This is a genomic window from Nonomuraea gerenzanensis, from assembly GCF_020215645.1.
In the GTDB taxonomy this organism is placed as follows: Bacteria; Actinomycetota; Actinomycetes; order Streptosporangiales; family Streptosporangiaceae; genus Nonomuraea; species Nonomuraea gerenzanensis.
The window spans coordinates 9,767,904-9,782,676 of sequence record NZ_CP084058.1 but is presented as its reverse complement, the minus strand read 5'-3'; the positions used below and the strand labels follow the sequence as shown (position 1 = coordinate 9,782,676).

The window sequence follows — 14,773 nt, the reverse complement described above, 5'->3', positions numbered from 1 at the left end:
TGATGTCCCAGGTCACCGAAGACCGGCAGCACGCGGTCGAGCTCTCGATCGGCGGCATGACCTGCGCCTCGTGCGCCAACCGCATCGAGCGCAAGCTGAACAAGCTGGACGGCGTGACCGCCACGGTCAACTACGCCACCGAGAAGGCGAAGGTCACCTTCCCCGAGGGCGTCGACCCGCAGCAGCTCGTCGCCGAGGTCGAGAAGGCCGGTTACACCGCCGAGCTGCCCGCCCCGCCCCAGGCCGAGCGAGCCGAGCAGGAGCCGCAGGACGAGCTCCAGCCGCTGCGCAACCGCCTGATCACCGCCGTGGTGCTGGCCGTGCCGGTGATCGCGATGGCGATGATCCCGCCGTTGCAGTTCACGAACTGGCAGTGGCTGTCGCTGACGCTGGCCGCGCCCGTGGTGGTGTACGCGGGCTGGCCGTTCCACAAGGCCGCCTGGACGAACCTGCGACACGGCGCCGCCACCATGGACACCCTGATCTCCATCGGTACGATTGCCGCGCTCGGCTGGTCGGTGTGGGCGCTGTTCTTCGGTACGGCGGGCACGCCCGGCATGACGCACCCGTTCGCGTTCACCATCGAGCGCACCGACGGGTCGGGCAACATCTACCTGGAGGCCGCGGCGGGAGTCACGGCGTTCATCCTGGCCGGACGCTACTTCGAGGCCCGCTCCAAGCGGCGGGCGGGGGCGGCGCTGCGGGCGCTGATGGAGCTGGGCGCCAAGGACGTGGAGCTGGCCGACGGCCGGCGCGTCCCGGTCGAGGAGCTCAAGGTGGGCGACCGGTTCGTGGTCCGGCCCGGCGAGAAGATCGCCACGGACGGCGTGGTCGAGGAGGGCACCTCGGCGGTGGACGCCTCGATGCTGACCGGCGAGTCGGTGCCGGTCGAGGTAGGGGTGGGCGACGCCGTGACCGGCGCGACGGTGAACGCGGGCGGCCGGCTGGTCGTGCGCACCACCCGGGTAGGCGCCGACACCCAGCTCGCCCAGATGGCCAAGCTGGTGGAGGAGGCGCAGACCGGCAAGGCGCAGGTGCAGCGCCTCGCCGACCGCATCTCCGGCATCTTCGTGCCCATCGTGATCGCGCTCGCCCTCGGCACGCTCGGCTTCTGGCTCGGCACCGGTGACGGCGTGGGCGCCGCGTTCACCGCCGCCGTGGCCGTCCTGATCATCGCCTGCCCGTGCGCCCTGGGCCTGGCCACCCCGACCGCGCTGCTGGTCGGCACCGGCAGGGGTGCCCAGCTCGGCATCCTGATCAAGGGGCCGGAAGCCCTGGAGTCCACCCGCCGGATCGACACGGTGGTGCTGGACAAGACCGGCACGGTCACCGAGGGCAGGATGACGCTGACCGCCGTGCACGTGGCCGAGGGGGAGAGCGAGGAGGAGGTGCTGCGCCTGGCCGGCGCGCTGGAGCACGCCTCCGAGCACCCGATCGCCCGGGCGATCGCCCGCTCGGGGGCCACCGTGACGGACTTCGTGAACGTCGAGGGCCTGGGCGTGCAGGGCGTCGTGGACGGGCACGCGGTGCTGGTCGGCCGCCCCCGGCTGCTGGCCGAGTGGTCCCAGCACCTGCCCGCCGACCTGGAGCGGGCGCTGCATGAGGCGCAGGCCGAAGGGCGCACCGCGGTCGCGGTCGGCTGGGACGGCAAGGCCCGTGCCGTGCTGGTGGTGTCCGACGTGGTGAAGCCGACCAGCGAGGAGGCCGTCGCCCAGCTCCGCTCGCTCGGTCTCACCCCGGTGCTGCTGACCGGCGACAACGGGGCCGTGGCCAGAGCTGTCGCCGCCGAGGTCGGCATCGACGAGGTGATCGCCGAGGTGCTGCCCGCCGACAAGGTGGACGTGGTCAAGAAGCTGCAGGCCGAGGGCAAGGTCGTCGCGATGGTGGGCGACGGCGTCAACGACGCCGCCGCGCTGGCCCAGGCGGACCTGGGGCTGGCCATGGGCACCGGCACCGACGCCGCCATCGAGGCCAGCGACCTGACGCTGGTGCGGGGCGACCTGCGGGTGGCGGCCGACGCCATCCGGCTGTCGCGGCGCACGCTGTCCACGATCAAGGGCAACCTGTTCTGGGCCTTCGCCTACAACGTGGCCGCGCTGCCGCTGGCCGCGCTCGGCCTGCTGAACCCGATGATCGCGGGCGCGGCGATGGCGTTCTCCAGCGTCTTCGTCGTCAGCAACAGCCTGCGGCTGCGCCGCTTCAAGTAACGGGCACGGGGTGGCTTCGCGCCGGAGGGCGCGGAGCCACCCTTCGCTGTGCGGCTCGAACGGCTAACCGGCGAGCAGGGAGTGGCAGTGGTGGGCGAGGAACGCGGCGACCCCCGGCGCCGCCGCCAGGACGGCCGGGCCCGCGAGCAGCGCCGCGACCGCGAGGCGACCGGCGAGGCGCTCGCGGCGGCCGAGCGGCGCCTGCGGGTGCAGCATCCGGCGGACCCGGGTCAGCGCCGTCTGGCCACCGGCGCCCAGCGCGAACGACGGCACCTTCCCCGTCGCGAGGCCGACCAGGGCCGTCGCGAGGTGAATGCGCTGGTGGCGGCGGGCCGCGACGTCGTCGGCCAGCAGCTCGACCAGCCGCGCCACCTCCAAGCGGGCCCGCGAGAACAGCGGCACGCGAGGGAACGCCCTGGCCAGGGCCTCGGCGGCGGCGAGCAGCAGGTGGTGGCGCCCCCGCAGGTGCGCCTGCTCGTGCGCGAGCACGGCCGCGACCTGCTCGGGGGCGAGCGAGCGCAGCGTGCCGGTGGTGATGACCGCGTGGCCCTTCCTGCCGGGCAGGCAGTACGCCAGGCGCTCGTCGTAGTCCACCACGAGCGCGCCCAGGTCGCCGTCGTGCCGGCCGAGCAGCGACAGCGCCTCGGCGTGCCGGCGGCGTTCGCGGCGGGCGCGGAGCAGGACCGCGGCGCCCACCCAGGCGACTCTGAGCAGGAGGAGCCCGGCGACGGCGAGACCGGCGTAGGTGGTGGCCGAGTCCGGGCTCGCCTCGTGGCCGAGCAGGGCGGCGCAGACCTCGAACAGGTCGGCCAGGCCGTGCCCGACCACGGAGGCGGGGACGGCGACGGCGAACGCCGACAACAGCGCCGAGGCCACCACCGACACCCCTGCCGCCTGCCAGACGGCGATGGCCAGGCGCGGCGCGCGGTCGGCCCAGGCGGCCCGCCCGAGCACCTTCGGCAGCACCGTCGCCGCGAAGAGGCAGTACAGGGCCAGGACAATCGCCACGATCATGAGCTGCGCCCCCCGGGCGGGTACACCCGCAGCGCCGCGTCCAGGGCGCTGGCCTCCTCCGGAGTCAGCCGCTCCAGGAAGTGCACCAGCGTCGCCGCCCTGTTGCCGCTGGTGGCCAGCGACTCGCGCATCACCTCGGCGGTGTAGGCCTCCTTCGACGACACCGCCTCGTAGATGTAGGCGCGGCCTTCCGGCCGTCGCTTGAGCAGGCCCTTGGTGTGCAGCTTGTCCATCACGGTCATCACCGTCGTGTAGGCGAGCGTGCGCTCCTGCCGCAGGTGCTCCAGGACGTCGCGGACAGAGGCGGGACGCCTGATCGCCCACAGGTGATCCATGATCGTGGATTCGAGCTCTCCCAGGCCACGCGCCATGTGACAGTCCCTCCCACCCCGTCAGTCCCCCCACATGCTACCGGCGATCGTAGAGGCGCGACCGGGAGCGCGTGGCACGACCGAGCGCTGTTGGCATGGGGAGAGGTGAAGCTGTCTACGATCGACGCTAGTACACTGGCGAGTGTCGTGACGTGTGGCTGATCGCGAGGGGCGGTGGGATCTATGTGGCGGCGCCGTACAGTGCGGGTGCTGCGCGCCGTCCTGCTCGTGGCCCTCGCCCTGGGCGTCTGCGGCATGCACACTCTCGGGCACCTGGACGGCCGGCACAGCGGCTCCGCCCATGGCGTGGAGGTCGCTCCCGTGGGCATGGCGGCTCACGTCCCCGACGGCGGGATGCCGGGGTTCGACCCGACGGATGTCTGCCTGGCCGTGCTCGCGACGTTCATGATCCTGCTGCTCATCGCGACCTGCGCCAGGGTGGGGCGACGCGGCGGTGACACGGGCGGGACGCGCCCGCCCGCAGGCCGGGTCGCCCGGCCTCCGCCCCGGCTCACGTCCCGGCGCCTGGCGATTCTCTCGATGTTGCGCATATAGGCCGGTGGCTCGTGCGGAACAGGCTGCCTACTTTCAACCCGATCGAGAGAACACCCAACCATGCGCATCAACCGCAAGATGTCCGTCGTCGCAGGCGCCCTCGCCCTGGTGGCCGCCTGTGGCGGGAACACCGGCGCGACGCCCGGGCACGAAGGGATGGCCGGCACCCCTGCCGCCACCGTCAGCACGCAGAGCCCGGCCGCGGCGTTCAACGACGCGGACGTGATGTTCGCGCAGATGATGATCCCGCATCACGAGCAGGCGGTCGAGATGGCCGAGCTGGCGCCCGGGCGTGCGGCCGACCCGGAGATCAAGGAGCTGGCGGCGAAGATCAAGGCGGCCCAGGCCCCGGAGATCCAGCTCATGAAGGGCTGGCTGACCGCGTGGGGCAAGGCCGCGCCGGAGGGCGGCATGGGGCATGACATGCCGGGCATCATGTCCCAAGGGGACCTGGCCAAGCTCGAAGCGGCCAAGGGCGCCGAGTTCGACAAGCTGTTCGCGCGGCAGATGATCGCCCATCACGACGGCGCCATCGAGATGGCCCGCACCGAGCAGTCGAGCGGCGCCAACCCGGAGGCGAAGGAGCTGGCCAGGGCCATCGAGACCACGCAGCAGGCCGAGGTGGCGCAGCTGCGGCGGATCCTCGACCGGCTCTGAGTGCGGGACGACACCGGGCACGTCATCGCGTGCCCGGTGTCCGACCCCGCATAGGAGACGGCGGCCGGCCCAGCGTTGCCACGATACGGCCAGGGGGTATAGGTTGGCCGGGCGAAAGCGTGACTGAACGACCTAGAAGGTGCCAATGTCTGAATCGATGCACTCGGGTGGGCATGAAACGCACCCCTCTACTGACGCGCATAGTAGCCACGACCACGGTCACCACGAGCCGCCGAAGGCGACCTGGGGAGTGGCCGCGTCCGCGACGTTGCACTGCCTGACCGGCTGCGCCATCGGAGAGGTGCTCGGCATGGTCATCGCCACCGCCCTGGGCTGGCATGACCTGCCCAGCATCCTGCTGGCCGTCGCCCTGGCGTTCGTCTTCGGTTATGCGCTCACCCTGCGCGGGCTGTTCCGCGCGGGGCTCAAGTGGCGTACGGCGCTGCGGCTCGCCCTGGCCGCCGACACCCTGTCGATCCTGGTCATGGAGATCGTCGACAACGGCATCATGCTGATCATCCCCGGGGCGATGGATGCCGGTCTCGCCTCCTTCCTGTTCTGGGGCGCCCTGGCGTTCTCGCTGCTCGTCGCCTTCCTCGTCACCACGCCCATCAACAAGTGGATCATCGGACGGGGCAAGGGGCACGCGGTGATCCACGCGTACCACCATTGAGCCTTACCGGGGTACGGTATCGGCGGGGTCAGCCGTGTTCGGCGTGCCGGCCGTGGTCGGAGACCTGGGCGTCGAACCAGGCGTGCAGCGCCTTGATGAGGGATGCGTCGGAGGTGGTGTAGGTGATCCGCGCTCCGGCGGTGGCCTCGGTGTAACGCACGTCGATCCGGTCGTGGCCGGCCGCCAGCTCGCGCAGGCCGGGCATCTCGCCGCCGTGGATGGAGGCGGGGTCGCCGAAGTCGCCCTGGCCGAAGCGCTTGACCTCCTCACTCAAGTGCCCGCGGATGAGCGTGACCTGCTGGGCGTCGGTGGGGTCCTTCGCGGTGACAGTCTGCTCGCCGCCGGTGCCGGTCTTGGTGAAGCGGTGCGTGGTGCGCTCCAGGTCGAACGGCATCACCTGGCGGCTCCTGGTCTCGATCTCGGCCTGCCGGTCCGCCTGCGTCTGCGCGGTGGCTTGTGGGTCCGCCTGTGTGGTGGCCTGCTGGTCTGCCTGCGCCTGTGTCGTGGGCCGGCCGTCCGTGGCCCCGCTCGTGGCGCAGCCGGCCGTGGCGGTGGCGAGCGCGACGAGGCCGGCCAGCAGCGGTCGTCTCCTAGGGTTCATCCATGGCCTCCGTGAGGATGTGCAGGGCGTGCAGGACGCCCGTGCGTTCGGCTTGCGGTACGCGTCCGAGGATCGCGGCGAAGCGGGCCGCCCTGGCCTCGGCCAGTTGCCCGGCCGCCTTGACCCCGGCGGGGGTGAGCCGGACCAGCACGCCGCGCCCGTCGTCCGGGGCCGGGACACGCTCGGCCCAGCCCCGGTTGATGAGCTGCGTGACCAGGCGGCTGGTGGTGCTCTTCTCCAGCCGCAGCCGATGGCTCAGCTCGCTCTGCCGCAACGCGCCGTCCCTGGCCAGCTCGCCCAGGGCGTGCGCCTCCGACACCGGAACGGGCCGCCCGCAGGGGGTCTGGTCGGGCTGGTGCAGGCCGAAGGCCCGGACGAACCGGGCCACGGCCTCCTGAAGCTCGCGCTCGTCCGCCATGGTTCGACGATACAACCATCTAGTTGTGCAATACAACCATGTGTCAGGCCGCGCCTGTTCACCCGGCCACCCTCGAAACATGACAGCCACCCATCCGCTGCGGACCATCGGCGCCCACGAGCGCGACGCGTGGGCTCGTGCGGTCACCACGACCTACGGCCAGGACTGGCGGGAGGGCGGCCTGCGGAACGCCGCCGTCTCCCTCGACCCACGGGCGCACGCTCGCCGCCTGCGACGGCGCGGAGATCGCCGGCGGCGCGTCGATCTACGGCGCGTCATGACGGTCCCCGGCGCGCTCACGCCGGTCGCCGGCATCACGCTAGTCGCGGTCCTGCCCGCGCACCGGCGTCGCGGTATCCTCACCGCGATGATGCGCAGGCAGTTCACCGACCTGTACGAATCGGGCGGCGAGCCGATCGCCGCGCTGAACGCCGCCGACGCCACGATCTACGGTCGCTTCGGGTACGGCCTGGTCAGCCACGTGGCCGAGATCCAGGGCGACAAGAGGCTCATGGCCCTGCGGCCGGGCACCGGCTTCGGCGACGGCACCGTCCGGCTGCTCGGCCGGCAGGAGGCCCGCCCGCTGCCGGAGAAGGTCTACGACACCGCCCGCCTCGCCGGGGTCGGCTGGGTCGACCGTACGGAGAAGCTCTGGCAGGCCCGGCTGGCCGACGGCGGCTCCGTCACCGGCGAACGCACCAGGGCCCGTCCCGACCTGCTGCTGACCTCGGCCGAGCTGGGCGCGGCCTACCTGGTCGGCACCACGCTGTCGTCGCTGGCCTCGGCAGACCGGGTCGAGGACCTGCGGCCGGGCGCGGTCGCCGTCGCCTCGCTCGGCTGCCGCGGCGAGCGCGCGCCGTTCCATCCCTCAGGCTGGGCCTTCCCCGCCTTCTGACCGACCGGAGGTGACCGACATCTCGCCACAACAGAAGATGCACGCCGACCAGCTCACCGTGTCCGCCGCGCAGGCCCGCCTGCTCGTGGGCCGGCAGTTCCCGCAGTGGCGTGCCCTGCCCGTCGAGGCCGTCGCCGGTGACGGCACCGTCAACGCCATCTTCCGCATCGGCGACCGGCTCGCCGCCCGGTTCCCGCTGCAGCCGGGGGATCCGGAGCAGGTCCGCCGCCTGCTGGAAAGCGAGGCGGAGGCGGCCGGCGAGCTGGCGGCGCACATCAGGTTCCCCGCACCCGAGCCCGTCGCGATCGGGGAGCCGGGCGCCGGCTACCCGCTGCCGTGGTCGGTGCAGACCTGGGTGCCGGGCACGGTGGCCGCCGAGGAGGACCCGGGCGGCTCCGAGGCGTTCGCGGGCGACCTGGCCGAGCTGATCCACGACCTGCGGGCGATCGACACGCGCGGGCGTACCTTCGCCGGGCAGGGCAGGGGCGGCGAGCTGCGTACGCATGACGGATGGCTGGAGACCTGCTTCGAGCGCAGCGAGGAGCTGCTGGACGTGCCCGCGCTGCGCAGGCTGTGGGCCAGGCTGCGCGAGCTGCCGCGCCAGGCGCCCGACGTCATGGTGCACGGCGATCTGATCCCCGGCAACGTGCTGGTGCGCGACGGCCGGCTCGCCGGGGTGCTCGACGCCGGCGGTTTTCAGGCGGCCGATCCCGCGCTGGACCTGGTGAGCGCCTGGCACCTGCTGGAGAGCGGCCCGCGCGCGGTGCTCAGGCGGGAGCTGGGCAGCGACGACCTGGAGTGGGAACGGGGCCGGGCGTGGGCGTTCCAGCAGGCGATGGGGCTGGTCTGGTACTACGCCGAGAGCAACCCGCCGATGAGCCGGCTGGGCAGGCGCACCCTGGCACGGCTCGCGCATCGGTGAGCGCAGATAACACTTTTTCGTTATCGTCAGTTGACTTGTAATCATTGCTAACGAAATACTGCTGCCGTCGCTAGATCCGCGAGGTCTCGTTCGCCGCGGAGCCGCTCCGTACGGAAGGGAGCACGATGATCGACGACGGCAGCAGATTCATCTCCGAGCCGGAGGTGCCGCCGGACCCGCCGGGGCACACCCGCCGTACGGTGCTCAAGGCCATCGCGGCGACGGCGGCGGGCTCGGCCGTGGCGGGGACGGGCGCCGCCGCCCCGGCCGCCGCGGCTCAGGCGTACACCGTCGCCCCCGGGGCGTCGGTGGAGGTCGCCATGACGGTCAACGGGCAGCCGCGCAAGGTCGTCCTGGAGCCGAGAGTGACGCTGCTGGACACGTTACGGGAGCGGCTCGGCCTGACCGGCACCAAGAAGGGCTGTGACCGGGGCGAGTGCGGGGCGTGCACGGTGCTGGTGGACGGCGAGCGCGTCAAGTCGTGCCTGACGCTGGCGGTGATGCGGCAGGGTGCCGAGGTCACCACGGTGGAGGGGCTGGCGCGGGGCGAGGAGCTGCATCCGGTGCAGGAGGCGTTCATCCGGCACGACGCCTTCCAGTGCGGGGCGTGCACTCCCGGCCAGATCATGTCCGCCGTGGCCTGCATCGGCGAAGGGCACGCGGGCTCCGAGGCGGAGATCCGCGAGTGGATGAGCGGGAACCTGTGCCGGTGCGCGGCGTACCAGAACATCGTCGCCGCCGTCGCCGACGCCGCGAAGGAGGTGCGGCGGTGAGAGCCTTCGGTTACACGGTCGCGGGCGATCCGGCCGAAGCGGTGCGGGCCGCCGCGAACACCCCCGGCTCGGCGTACGTGGCCGGCGGCACGGACCTGCTGAACCTGATGCGCGACGGCGCGCAGACCCACGACCACCTCGTGGACGTCAACCGGCTCGGCCTCGGCGGCATCGCCGTCGACCCCAGGCGGCTGCGGATCGGCGGGGCCGCCCGGATGCGCCAGGTCGCCGAGCACCCCGGGGTGCGGCGGGAGTTCCCCGTGCTGGCGCAGGCGCTGCTCGCCTCGGCGTCCCCGCAGGTCCGCAACATGGCCTCGATCGGCGGAAATCTGCTGCAACGCACCAGGTGCGGATATTTCCGTGACTCCGCCGCACCCTGCAACAAGCGGACCCCGGGCAGCGGCTGCCCGGCGATCACCGGGCAGAACCGGGGGCACGCGATCCTCGGCGGCAGCGACCACTGCATCGCCACGCACCCGTCGGACCTGGCGGTGGCGCTGACAGCCCTGGACGCCACCGTGCACCTGCTCGGCCCCGCCGGCGAGCGCGCCGTCCCCATCACCGATCTCTACCTCCTGCCCGGCTCCACCCCGGACCGGGAGACAGCGATGCGCCCGGGCGAGCTGATCACCGGGGTGGACGTGCCGCGCACCGCCCTGGCCGCCGAGTCGCGCTACCTGAAGCTGCGCGACCGGGCCACGTTCGAGTTCGCGGTGGTGTCGGTGGCGGCGGCGCTGCGCACGAAGGGGCGCGTGGTGCGGGACGTACGGCTGGCGTTCGGCGGCGTGGGCACCCGCCCATGGCGGGACACCCGCGTCGAGGCGGCGTTGCGGGGCCGGCCGCTCACCGGGCAGGCGATCGCCGAGGCGGGGCGGTTGCTGGTCCGGGACGCGCGGGCGTACGAAGGCAACGGGTTCAAGGTGGAGCTCGTCCAGCGGGCGCTGGCGAGCATCCTGGGCGAGCTGGGAGGGCTGCGATGAGCGGGCTGGTCGGGCAGGGCGTGGCACGGGTGGACGGCCGGGCGAAGGTCACCGGCGCGGCCCGGTACGCCGCGGACCAGGAGGTGCCCGGCGTGCTCCACGGCTACCTGGTGATGAGCACCATAGCCAGGGGCGAGGTGCTGGAGATCGACACCGGGCAGGCGCTGGCGCATCCCGGGGTCGTCGCGGTCTACACCCACGCCGACATGCCGCGGCTGCGCCTGCCGGACTTCCCGTTCAACAGGCGGTTCATCCCCATGCAGGACACGCGGGTGCACCACCACGGGCAGCCGGTCGCCTACGTCCTGGCCCAGACCCTGGAGCAGGCGCAGGAGGCCGCGAACCTGGTCAGGGTGCGTTACCGGGCGGAGGAGCCGGTCGCGCGGCTGGCCGACGCGCTCGACCAGGCGTTCCTGCCGGAGAGGTTCCGCGACAGGCCCAACGAGCTCGTCCGCGGCGACGCCGCCGCGGCACTCGACCAGGCCGAGGTGCGCGTCGACCAGACCTACGGCAGCCCGATGCAGCACCACAACCCGATCGAGCCGCACACCACCACCGCCGTCTGGGACGGCGGCACGCTGACCCTGTACGAGAGCACCCAGGGCGTGGTGTTCGCCAGGAACGCCGTGGCGTTCGCGTTCGGCAAGGAACGGGACAGCGTCAGGGTCGTCTCGCCCTACCTGGGCGGCGGGTTCGGCGCCAAGGGCCCCACCTATCCGCACACGCTGCTCACCGCGGCGGCGGCGCAGCTCGCCGGCCGGCCGGTGAAGCTGGTGCTGTCGCGCGCCCAGATGTACACCTCCAACGGCCACCGCGCCGAGTACCGCCACCACCTCCGGCTCGGCGCCACCCGGCAGGGCGTGCTGACCGCCATCGCCGGCACCTCGACGGCGCAGGTGACCCGCACGGACGAGGCCGTCTACAACGGCAGCGACTCCGCCTACCGCCTGTACGCCTGCCCGAACGTGCACGTACGGCAGCTCGGCGTCCGGCTCGACCTGCCGACCTCCAGCTACATGCGCTCACCGGAGACGACCGCGCACTTCGGCCTGGAGACCGCCATGGACGAGCTGAGCCACGAGCTCGGCATCGACCCGGTGGAGCTCCGCATCCGCAACCACACCGCGATCGACCAGCAGACCGGCCGGCCCTACGCGGGCAAGCGGCTGCTGGAGTGCTACCGGGCCGCGGCCGAGGCGTTCGGCTGGGCCCGGCGGGCCCCCAAGCCGGGCACGACCAGGGACGGCGACGAGTACGTCGGCTGGGGCATGGCCACCGAGACCCACACCTACGGCTTCATCTCCTCCCGGACCCGGCTCACGATCGACGCCGACGGGCGGGCGACCCTGCGGGTGGCCTCGCAGGAGATCGGCACCGGCACCTACACCGTGCTCAGCCAGGTCGTCGCCGAAGGGCTCGGCCTGCCGCTCGGCCACGTCACCACGCTGCTGGGCGACACCGCCTACCCGGACGCGGCCGTGTCGGCGGGGTCGTCCACGATGCCCAGCGTGGCAGGCCCGGCGGCCGACGCGGCGCGGCGCGCGCGGGACGCCGTGATCGCGCTCGCCGTCGCCGACCCGCGCTCCCCGCTGCACGGCGTGCCCGCCGAGGAGGTCGTCACCGAGGACGGCCGCCTGCTCGCCCCCGGCGGCCGCGCGGACACCTACCGCGACGTCATGACCCGTCACGGCGACTCCGTCGAGACGACCGGGAGCCAGGACAACACGGCCGGGCACTCGTTCGGCGCGGTGTTCGTGGAGGTGCGGATCCAGCCGCGGCTGGGCAGCGTGCGCGTGACCCGGGTGGTGACCGCGCACGACCTGGGCCGGGTGCTCAACCGCCGGACCGCGCGCGGGCAGGTCATCGGCGGCGTGACGTGGGGGATCGGCTTCGCGCTGATGGAGCACACCGTGGTGGACCCGCACACGGCCCGGGTCGTCAACCCCAACCTGTCCACCTACCTGGTGCCGGTCTGCGCCGACACTCCGGCGGTGGAGGCGCTGTTCGTGGACCCGGACCCGGCCCCGGACGACAGGCTGCTCGGGGTCCGCGGCTTCGGCGAGACGCCGGGCACCGGGGTGCCCGCGGCCATCGGCAACGCCATTCACCACGCCGTCGGCCGCCGCCTCAGGGATGTGCCCTTCACGCGGGACAAGCTGCTCTAGCCGCCGTGGTCCGCGGCACGGTCGAGCAGCTCGTCCAGTAGCGCCCGCTCGCCCGGCGTGTAGAGGCCGGGCAGCTCGCCGAGCACCGCCTTCAGGCTGACGGCCCGCTGCGCGACGCTCGGCGCGCCGTCAGGAACGTCCGAGGTGATCGCCGTGAGCACGGCTTCGCGCAGCCGGTCGGGCAGGGCCGGATCGCGCTCCTCGGGAGGGGTGCCGATGAGGTTGAGCGTGAGGCCGACGCCCGCCGCGTGCACCATGCCCATGGCCGCCTCGACGCCGACGGAGAGCCGGCCCGCGACGGCGATCCGCTCCACCAGCACGCGGAGCCGCTCCATCGCCTGCTCGGCGGTGCGCCTGCGGGCACCGGGAACGGGCTGGCCGTACATGAGCAGATACTGCTCCGGGTGCTCGAGGCCGAAGCCGACGTGGATGTCCCAGCCGCGGCGCAGGTCGTTCACGGGGTCGTCGGAGAGCCGCTGACTGTGCTTGCGTGCCAGGTAGCGCGCGAAGCCGTCGGCCGCGACCGCTTCGAGCAGCCCGTTCATGTCGGTGAACAGGCGGTAGAGGGTGGGGGCCTGCACGCCGGCCGCCGCGCTGACCGTGCGCGTCGTCACGCCGTCGCGGCCCTTGCTGCGCAGCAGCTCGGTCGTGGCGTCGATGATGCGCCGGCGAACCTCTTCCCGATCGGCCATGGAATCAATGATAACAGTAATTCGATATCAGCAATTACCCCTTACTGAACACTCACCGTCACGTTACTCTTACGCTTCGCATTCCTTCGAATCTGGAGACGTGAGCATGCAGGCTGATGGCCCAGGGCGGCGGACGCTGCTCGCGGGAACCGTGTCGCTGACAGCGTCCTGCCTGCTCGGCTGCTCGTCGGCCGGCGCCGAGCAGCCGCGCCAGCCGGCACCCAGCACCCCGAAGGCCGCCTACGACCGGCTGATGCAGGGCAACGGACGCTGGGTGAGCAACACGCTCCACCACCCCGACCGCGACCCGACCCGAAGGCAACTGCTGGCCACCAGCCAGCAGCCCTATGGCGCGGTGCTGTCGTGCATCGACTCCCGGGTGCCGCCCGAGCTGGTCTTCGACACCGGGCTGGGCGATCTCTACGTCATGCGCAGCGGCGGGACTGCCGTCGGGCCGGTGATCACCGGATCGGTCGAGTACGGGCCGATGACCAGCGGCACCCCGCTGATCGTGGTGCTCGGACACCAGCGGTGCGGCGCGATCGCCGCCGCGCACCGGGCCCTGCGGGCGGGCGAGCCGCTGCCGGGCAACCTCCAGGCGATCGTGGAGGCGCTGCGCCCGGCGTACGAGCAGGCCGTCCGCGACGACCCGGCCGACCCCGCCGAGACGATGGCCAGGGCCCAGGTGAAGCTGACCGCGGACGCGCTGCGCGGCAACCGGGACCTGGCTCCGCTGGTGGCCAGGGGGGCGCTGGCCGTGGTGAGCGCGTACTACTCGCTGGACAGCGGCAAGGTCGAGATCCTCAACGGCGCACCGGCCTGAGACCCGGGCGTGTGCGGCAGCTCAGCCCGTGGACTTGGCGGGGCTGCGGGGTTGCAGCCAGCCGAGCCGCTCGGCCAGCTCCCCGGCGCTGTCGATGACGGCGGCGACGTGCGGCGAGGGGTTGTCCTGGTGCCACAGCAGCGACCACGGGAAGCGCGTGGCGAGCCCGACCAGCGGGCGCCAGGTGGTGCCCGGCCGGTTGGAGGTGCGGAAGGAGGAGGGCACGCAGTGGACGCAGCGACGCTGCAGGACGAGGTCGGCGGCGGCGCGGCTGCTCTGCACGGTGCCCTCGTACACGGTGGGCGCGAACCCGGCCGAGCGGCACAGCATGACGACGAACTCGTTGAGCTCCGGCGTCTGCGACTCCTCTCCGAGCAGCAGCGGCTCCTCGGCGAGCGCGGCGACGGGCACGCCGTCGAGCCCGGCGAAGCGGTGCTCGTCGGGCACCAGCACGCCGAGCGGATCGAGCCTGACCAGCCTGGCGGCCACCCCGGGCGGAGCCTGCGAGTCGGGCCCGATGGCGATGTCCAGGCGGCCGTCGGCCAGCTGCCGGTACTGCTCGGGGGTGCCCGCCTCGACCTGGTGGATCGTGATGTCCGGACGGGTGCGCTGCAGCTCGCGCAGGATCTGCGGCATGGTGTCGTAGCCGGCGTCGATGATGCCGGCCCGCAGCGTGGGCACGGAGGCGGCGGCGTTGCGTGCCGTCTGCCTGGCCCGGCCCACGTGGTCGAGGATCTGGCGGGCCTCGACGAGGAAGGCCGCGCCCGCCGGGGTCAGGTCGACGTGGTGGGTGCTGCGGTCCAGCAGCCGCACGCCCAGCTCGCGTTCGAGCCGCTGGATCTGCTGGCTCAGCGCCGACTGCACGATGTGCTCGCGCGCGGCCGCCCGGCCGAAGTGCAGCTCTTCGGCCAGCGTCACGAAATAGCGCAACTGGCGCAACTCCACGCCCGCCACCCCTCCCGCCCGGGCGGCGCCGATCCGGGCTCCCTCCACTCTAAGCCGCACGTGCGAGGCACGGCCTCCGGAG

Annotated in this window: 16 protein-coding genes; 10 read left to right on the top strand and 6 right to left on the bottom strand. The window is 72.8% G+C overall.

Annotated features, from left to right (window positions below):
* The first annotated feature begins 2 nt into the window (after positions 1 to 2).
* Positions 3 to 2,207: a heavy metal translocating P-type ATPase gene (locus tag LCN96_RS45370; RefSeq protein ID WP_225268594.1), complete on the top strand. Its 2,205-nt coding sequence runs from the start codon at positions 3 to 5 to the stop codon at positions 2,205 to 2,207.
* A 63-nt stretch (positions 2,208 to 2,270) separates the two neighbouring features.
* Here LCN96_RS45370 and LCN96_RS45365 read toward each other — a convergent pair whose 3' ends face one another.
* Entirely contained in the window at positions 2,271 to 3,221 is a 951-nt protein-coding gene (locus LCN96_RS45365; protein WP_225268593.1) for a M56 family metallopeptidase, read from the bottom strand.
* A complete protein-coding gene (locus LCN96_RS45360; protein WP_225268592.1) occupies positions 3,218 to 3,592 on the bottom strand; it encodes a BlaI/MecI/CopY family transcriptional regulator in 375 nt (124 codons plus the stop codon). Before LCN96_RS45360 ends, LCN96_RS45365 begins: the two co-directional genes overlap by 4 nt.
* Positions 3,593 to 3,799: 207 nt before the next feature.
* Here LCN96_RS45360 and LCN96_RS45355 point away from each other — a divergent pair, with 207 nt between their 5' ends.
* From LCN96_RS45355 to LCN96_RS45345, 3 genes are all read left to right on the top strand, one after another.
* On the top strand, positions 3,800 to 4,147 hold the full coding sequence (locus LCN96_RS45355; RefSeq protein ID WP_225268591.1) for a hypothetical protein: 348 nt from the start codon (positions 3,800 to 3,802) through the stop codon (positions 4,145 to 4,147).
* Positions 4,148 to 4,225: 78 nt separating this feature from the next.
* Positions 4,226 to 4,804 carry a DUF305 domain-containing protein gene (locus LCN96_RS45350; RefSeq protein WP_225268590.1) on the top strand — a complete coding sequence of 193 codons (579 nt, stop codon included), beginning with the start codon at positions 4,226 to 4,228 and terminating at the stop codon, positions 4,802 to 4,804.
* Between the two features lie 250 nt (positions 4,805 to 5,054).
* The gene (locus tag LCN96_RS45345) at positions 5,055 to 5,477 is read left to right on the top strand and encodes a DUF4396 domain-containing protein (RefSeq protein ID WP_225268589.1); all 423 of its coding nucleotides are present in this window, start codon (positions 5,055 to 5,057) and stop codon (positions 5,475 to 5,477) included.
* A 28-nt stretch (positions 5,478 to 5,505) separates the two neighbouring features.
* On the opposite strand, the gene LCN96_RS45340 is transcribed toward LCN96_RS45345, so the two are convergent.
* Positions 5,506 to 6,078, bottom strand: a complete 573-nt coding sequence (locus LCN96_RS45340) for a hypothetical protein (protein ID WP_225268588.1) — start codon at positions 6,076 to 6,078, stop codon at positions 5,506 to 5,508.
* Positions 6,068 to 6,496, bottom strand: coding sequence for a MarR family winged helix-turn-helix transcriptional regulator (locus LCN96_RS45335; RefSeq protein ID WP_225268587.1), 429 nt, complete (start codon positions 6,494 to 6,496; stop codon positions 6,068 to 6,070). The genes LCN96_RS45340 and LCN96_RS45335 overlap by 11 nt, the downstream gene beginning before the upstream one ends.
* Positions 6,497 to 6,575: 79 nt before the next feature.
* Between LCN96_RS45335 and LCN96_RS45330 the strand changes: the two genes are divergently transcribed.
* From LCN96_RS45330 to LCN96_RS45310, 5 genes are all read left to right on the top strand, one after another.
* Positions 6,576 to 7,391: a GNAT family N-acetyltransferase gene (locus LCN96_RS45330; RefSeq protein WP_225268586.1), complete on the top strand. Its 816-nt coding sequence runs from the start codon at positions 6,576 to 6,578 to the stop codon at positions 7,389 to 7,391.
* Positions 7,392 to 7,401: 10 nt separating this feature from the next.
* Complete coding sequence (locus tag LCN96_RS45325) at positions 7,402 to 8,313, top strand: aminoglycoside phosphotransferase family protein (protein WP_225268585.1); 912 nt, start codon at positions 7,402 to 7,404, stop codon at positions 8,311 to 8,313.
* Positions 8,314 to 8,633: 320 nt separating this feature from the next.
* Positions 8,634 to 9,086, top strand: a complete 453-nt coding sequence (locus LCN96_RS45320; protein ID WP_225276201.1) for a (2Fe-2S)-binding protein — start codon at positions 8,634 to 8,636, stop codon at positions 9,084 to 9,086.
* The gene (locus tag LCN96_RS45315) at positions 9,083 to 10,066 is read left to right on the top strand and encodes an FAD binding domain-containing protein (protein ID WP_225268584.1); all 984 of its coding nucleotides are present in this window, start codon (positions 9,083 to 9,085) and stop codon (positions 10,064 to 10,066) included. The genes LCN96_RS45320 and LCN96_RS45315 overlap by 4 nt, the downstream gene beginning before the upstream one ends.
* Positions 10,063 to 12,231, top strand: coding sequence for a xanthine dehydrogenase family protein molybdopterin-binding subunit (locus LCN96_RS45310; protein WP_225268583.1), 2,169 nt, complete (start codon positions 10,063 to 10,065; stop codon positions 12,229 to 12,231). Before LCN96_RS45315 ends, LCN96_RS45310 begins: the two co-directional genes overlap by 4 nt.
* Here LCN96_RS45310 and LCN96_RS45305 read toward each other — a convergent pair.
* Positions 12,228 to 12,923, bottom strand: coding sequence for a TetR/AcrR family transcriptional regulator (locus tag LCN96_RS45305; protein WP_225268582.1), 696 nt, complete (start codon positions 12,921 to 12,923; stop codon positions 12,228 to 12,230). The genes LCN96_RS45310 and LCN96_RS45305 overlap by 4 nt on opposite strands.
* Before the next feature lie 106 nt (positions 12,924 to 13,029).
* On the opposite strand from LCN96_RS45305, the gene LCN96_RS45300 reads away from it, so the two are divergent.
* Complete coding sequence (locus LCN96_RS45300) at positions 13,030 to 13,746, top strand: carbonic anhydrase (protein ID WP_225268581.1); 717 nt, start codon at positions 13,030 to 13,032, stop codon at positions 13,744 to 13,746.
* Between the two features lie 21 nt (positions 13,747 to 13,767).
* Here the strand turns inward: LCN96_RS45300 and LCN96_RS45295 are convergent, their stop codons facing one another.
* A complete protein-coding gene (locus tag LCN96_RS45295; protein ID WP_225268580.1) occupies positions 13,768 to 14,751 on the bottom strand; it encodes a LysR family transcriptional regulator in 984 nt (327 codons plus the stop codon).
* Between the last annotated feature and the right edge of the window lie 22 nt (positions 14,752 to 14,773).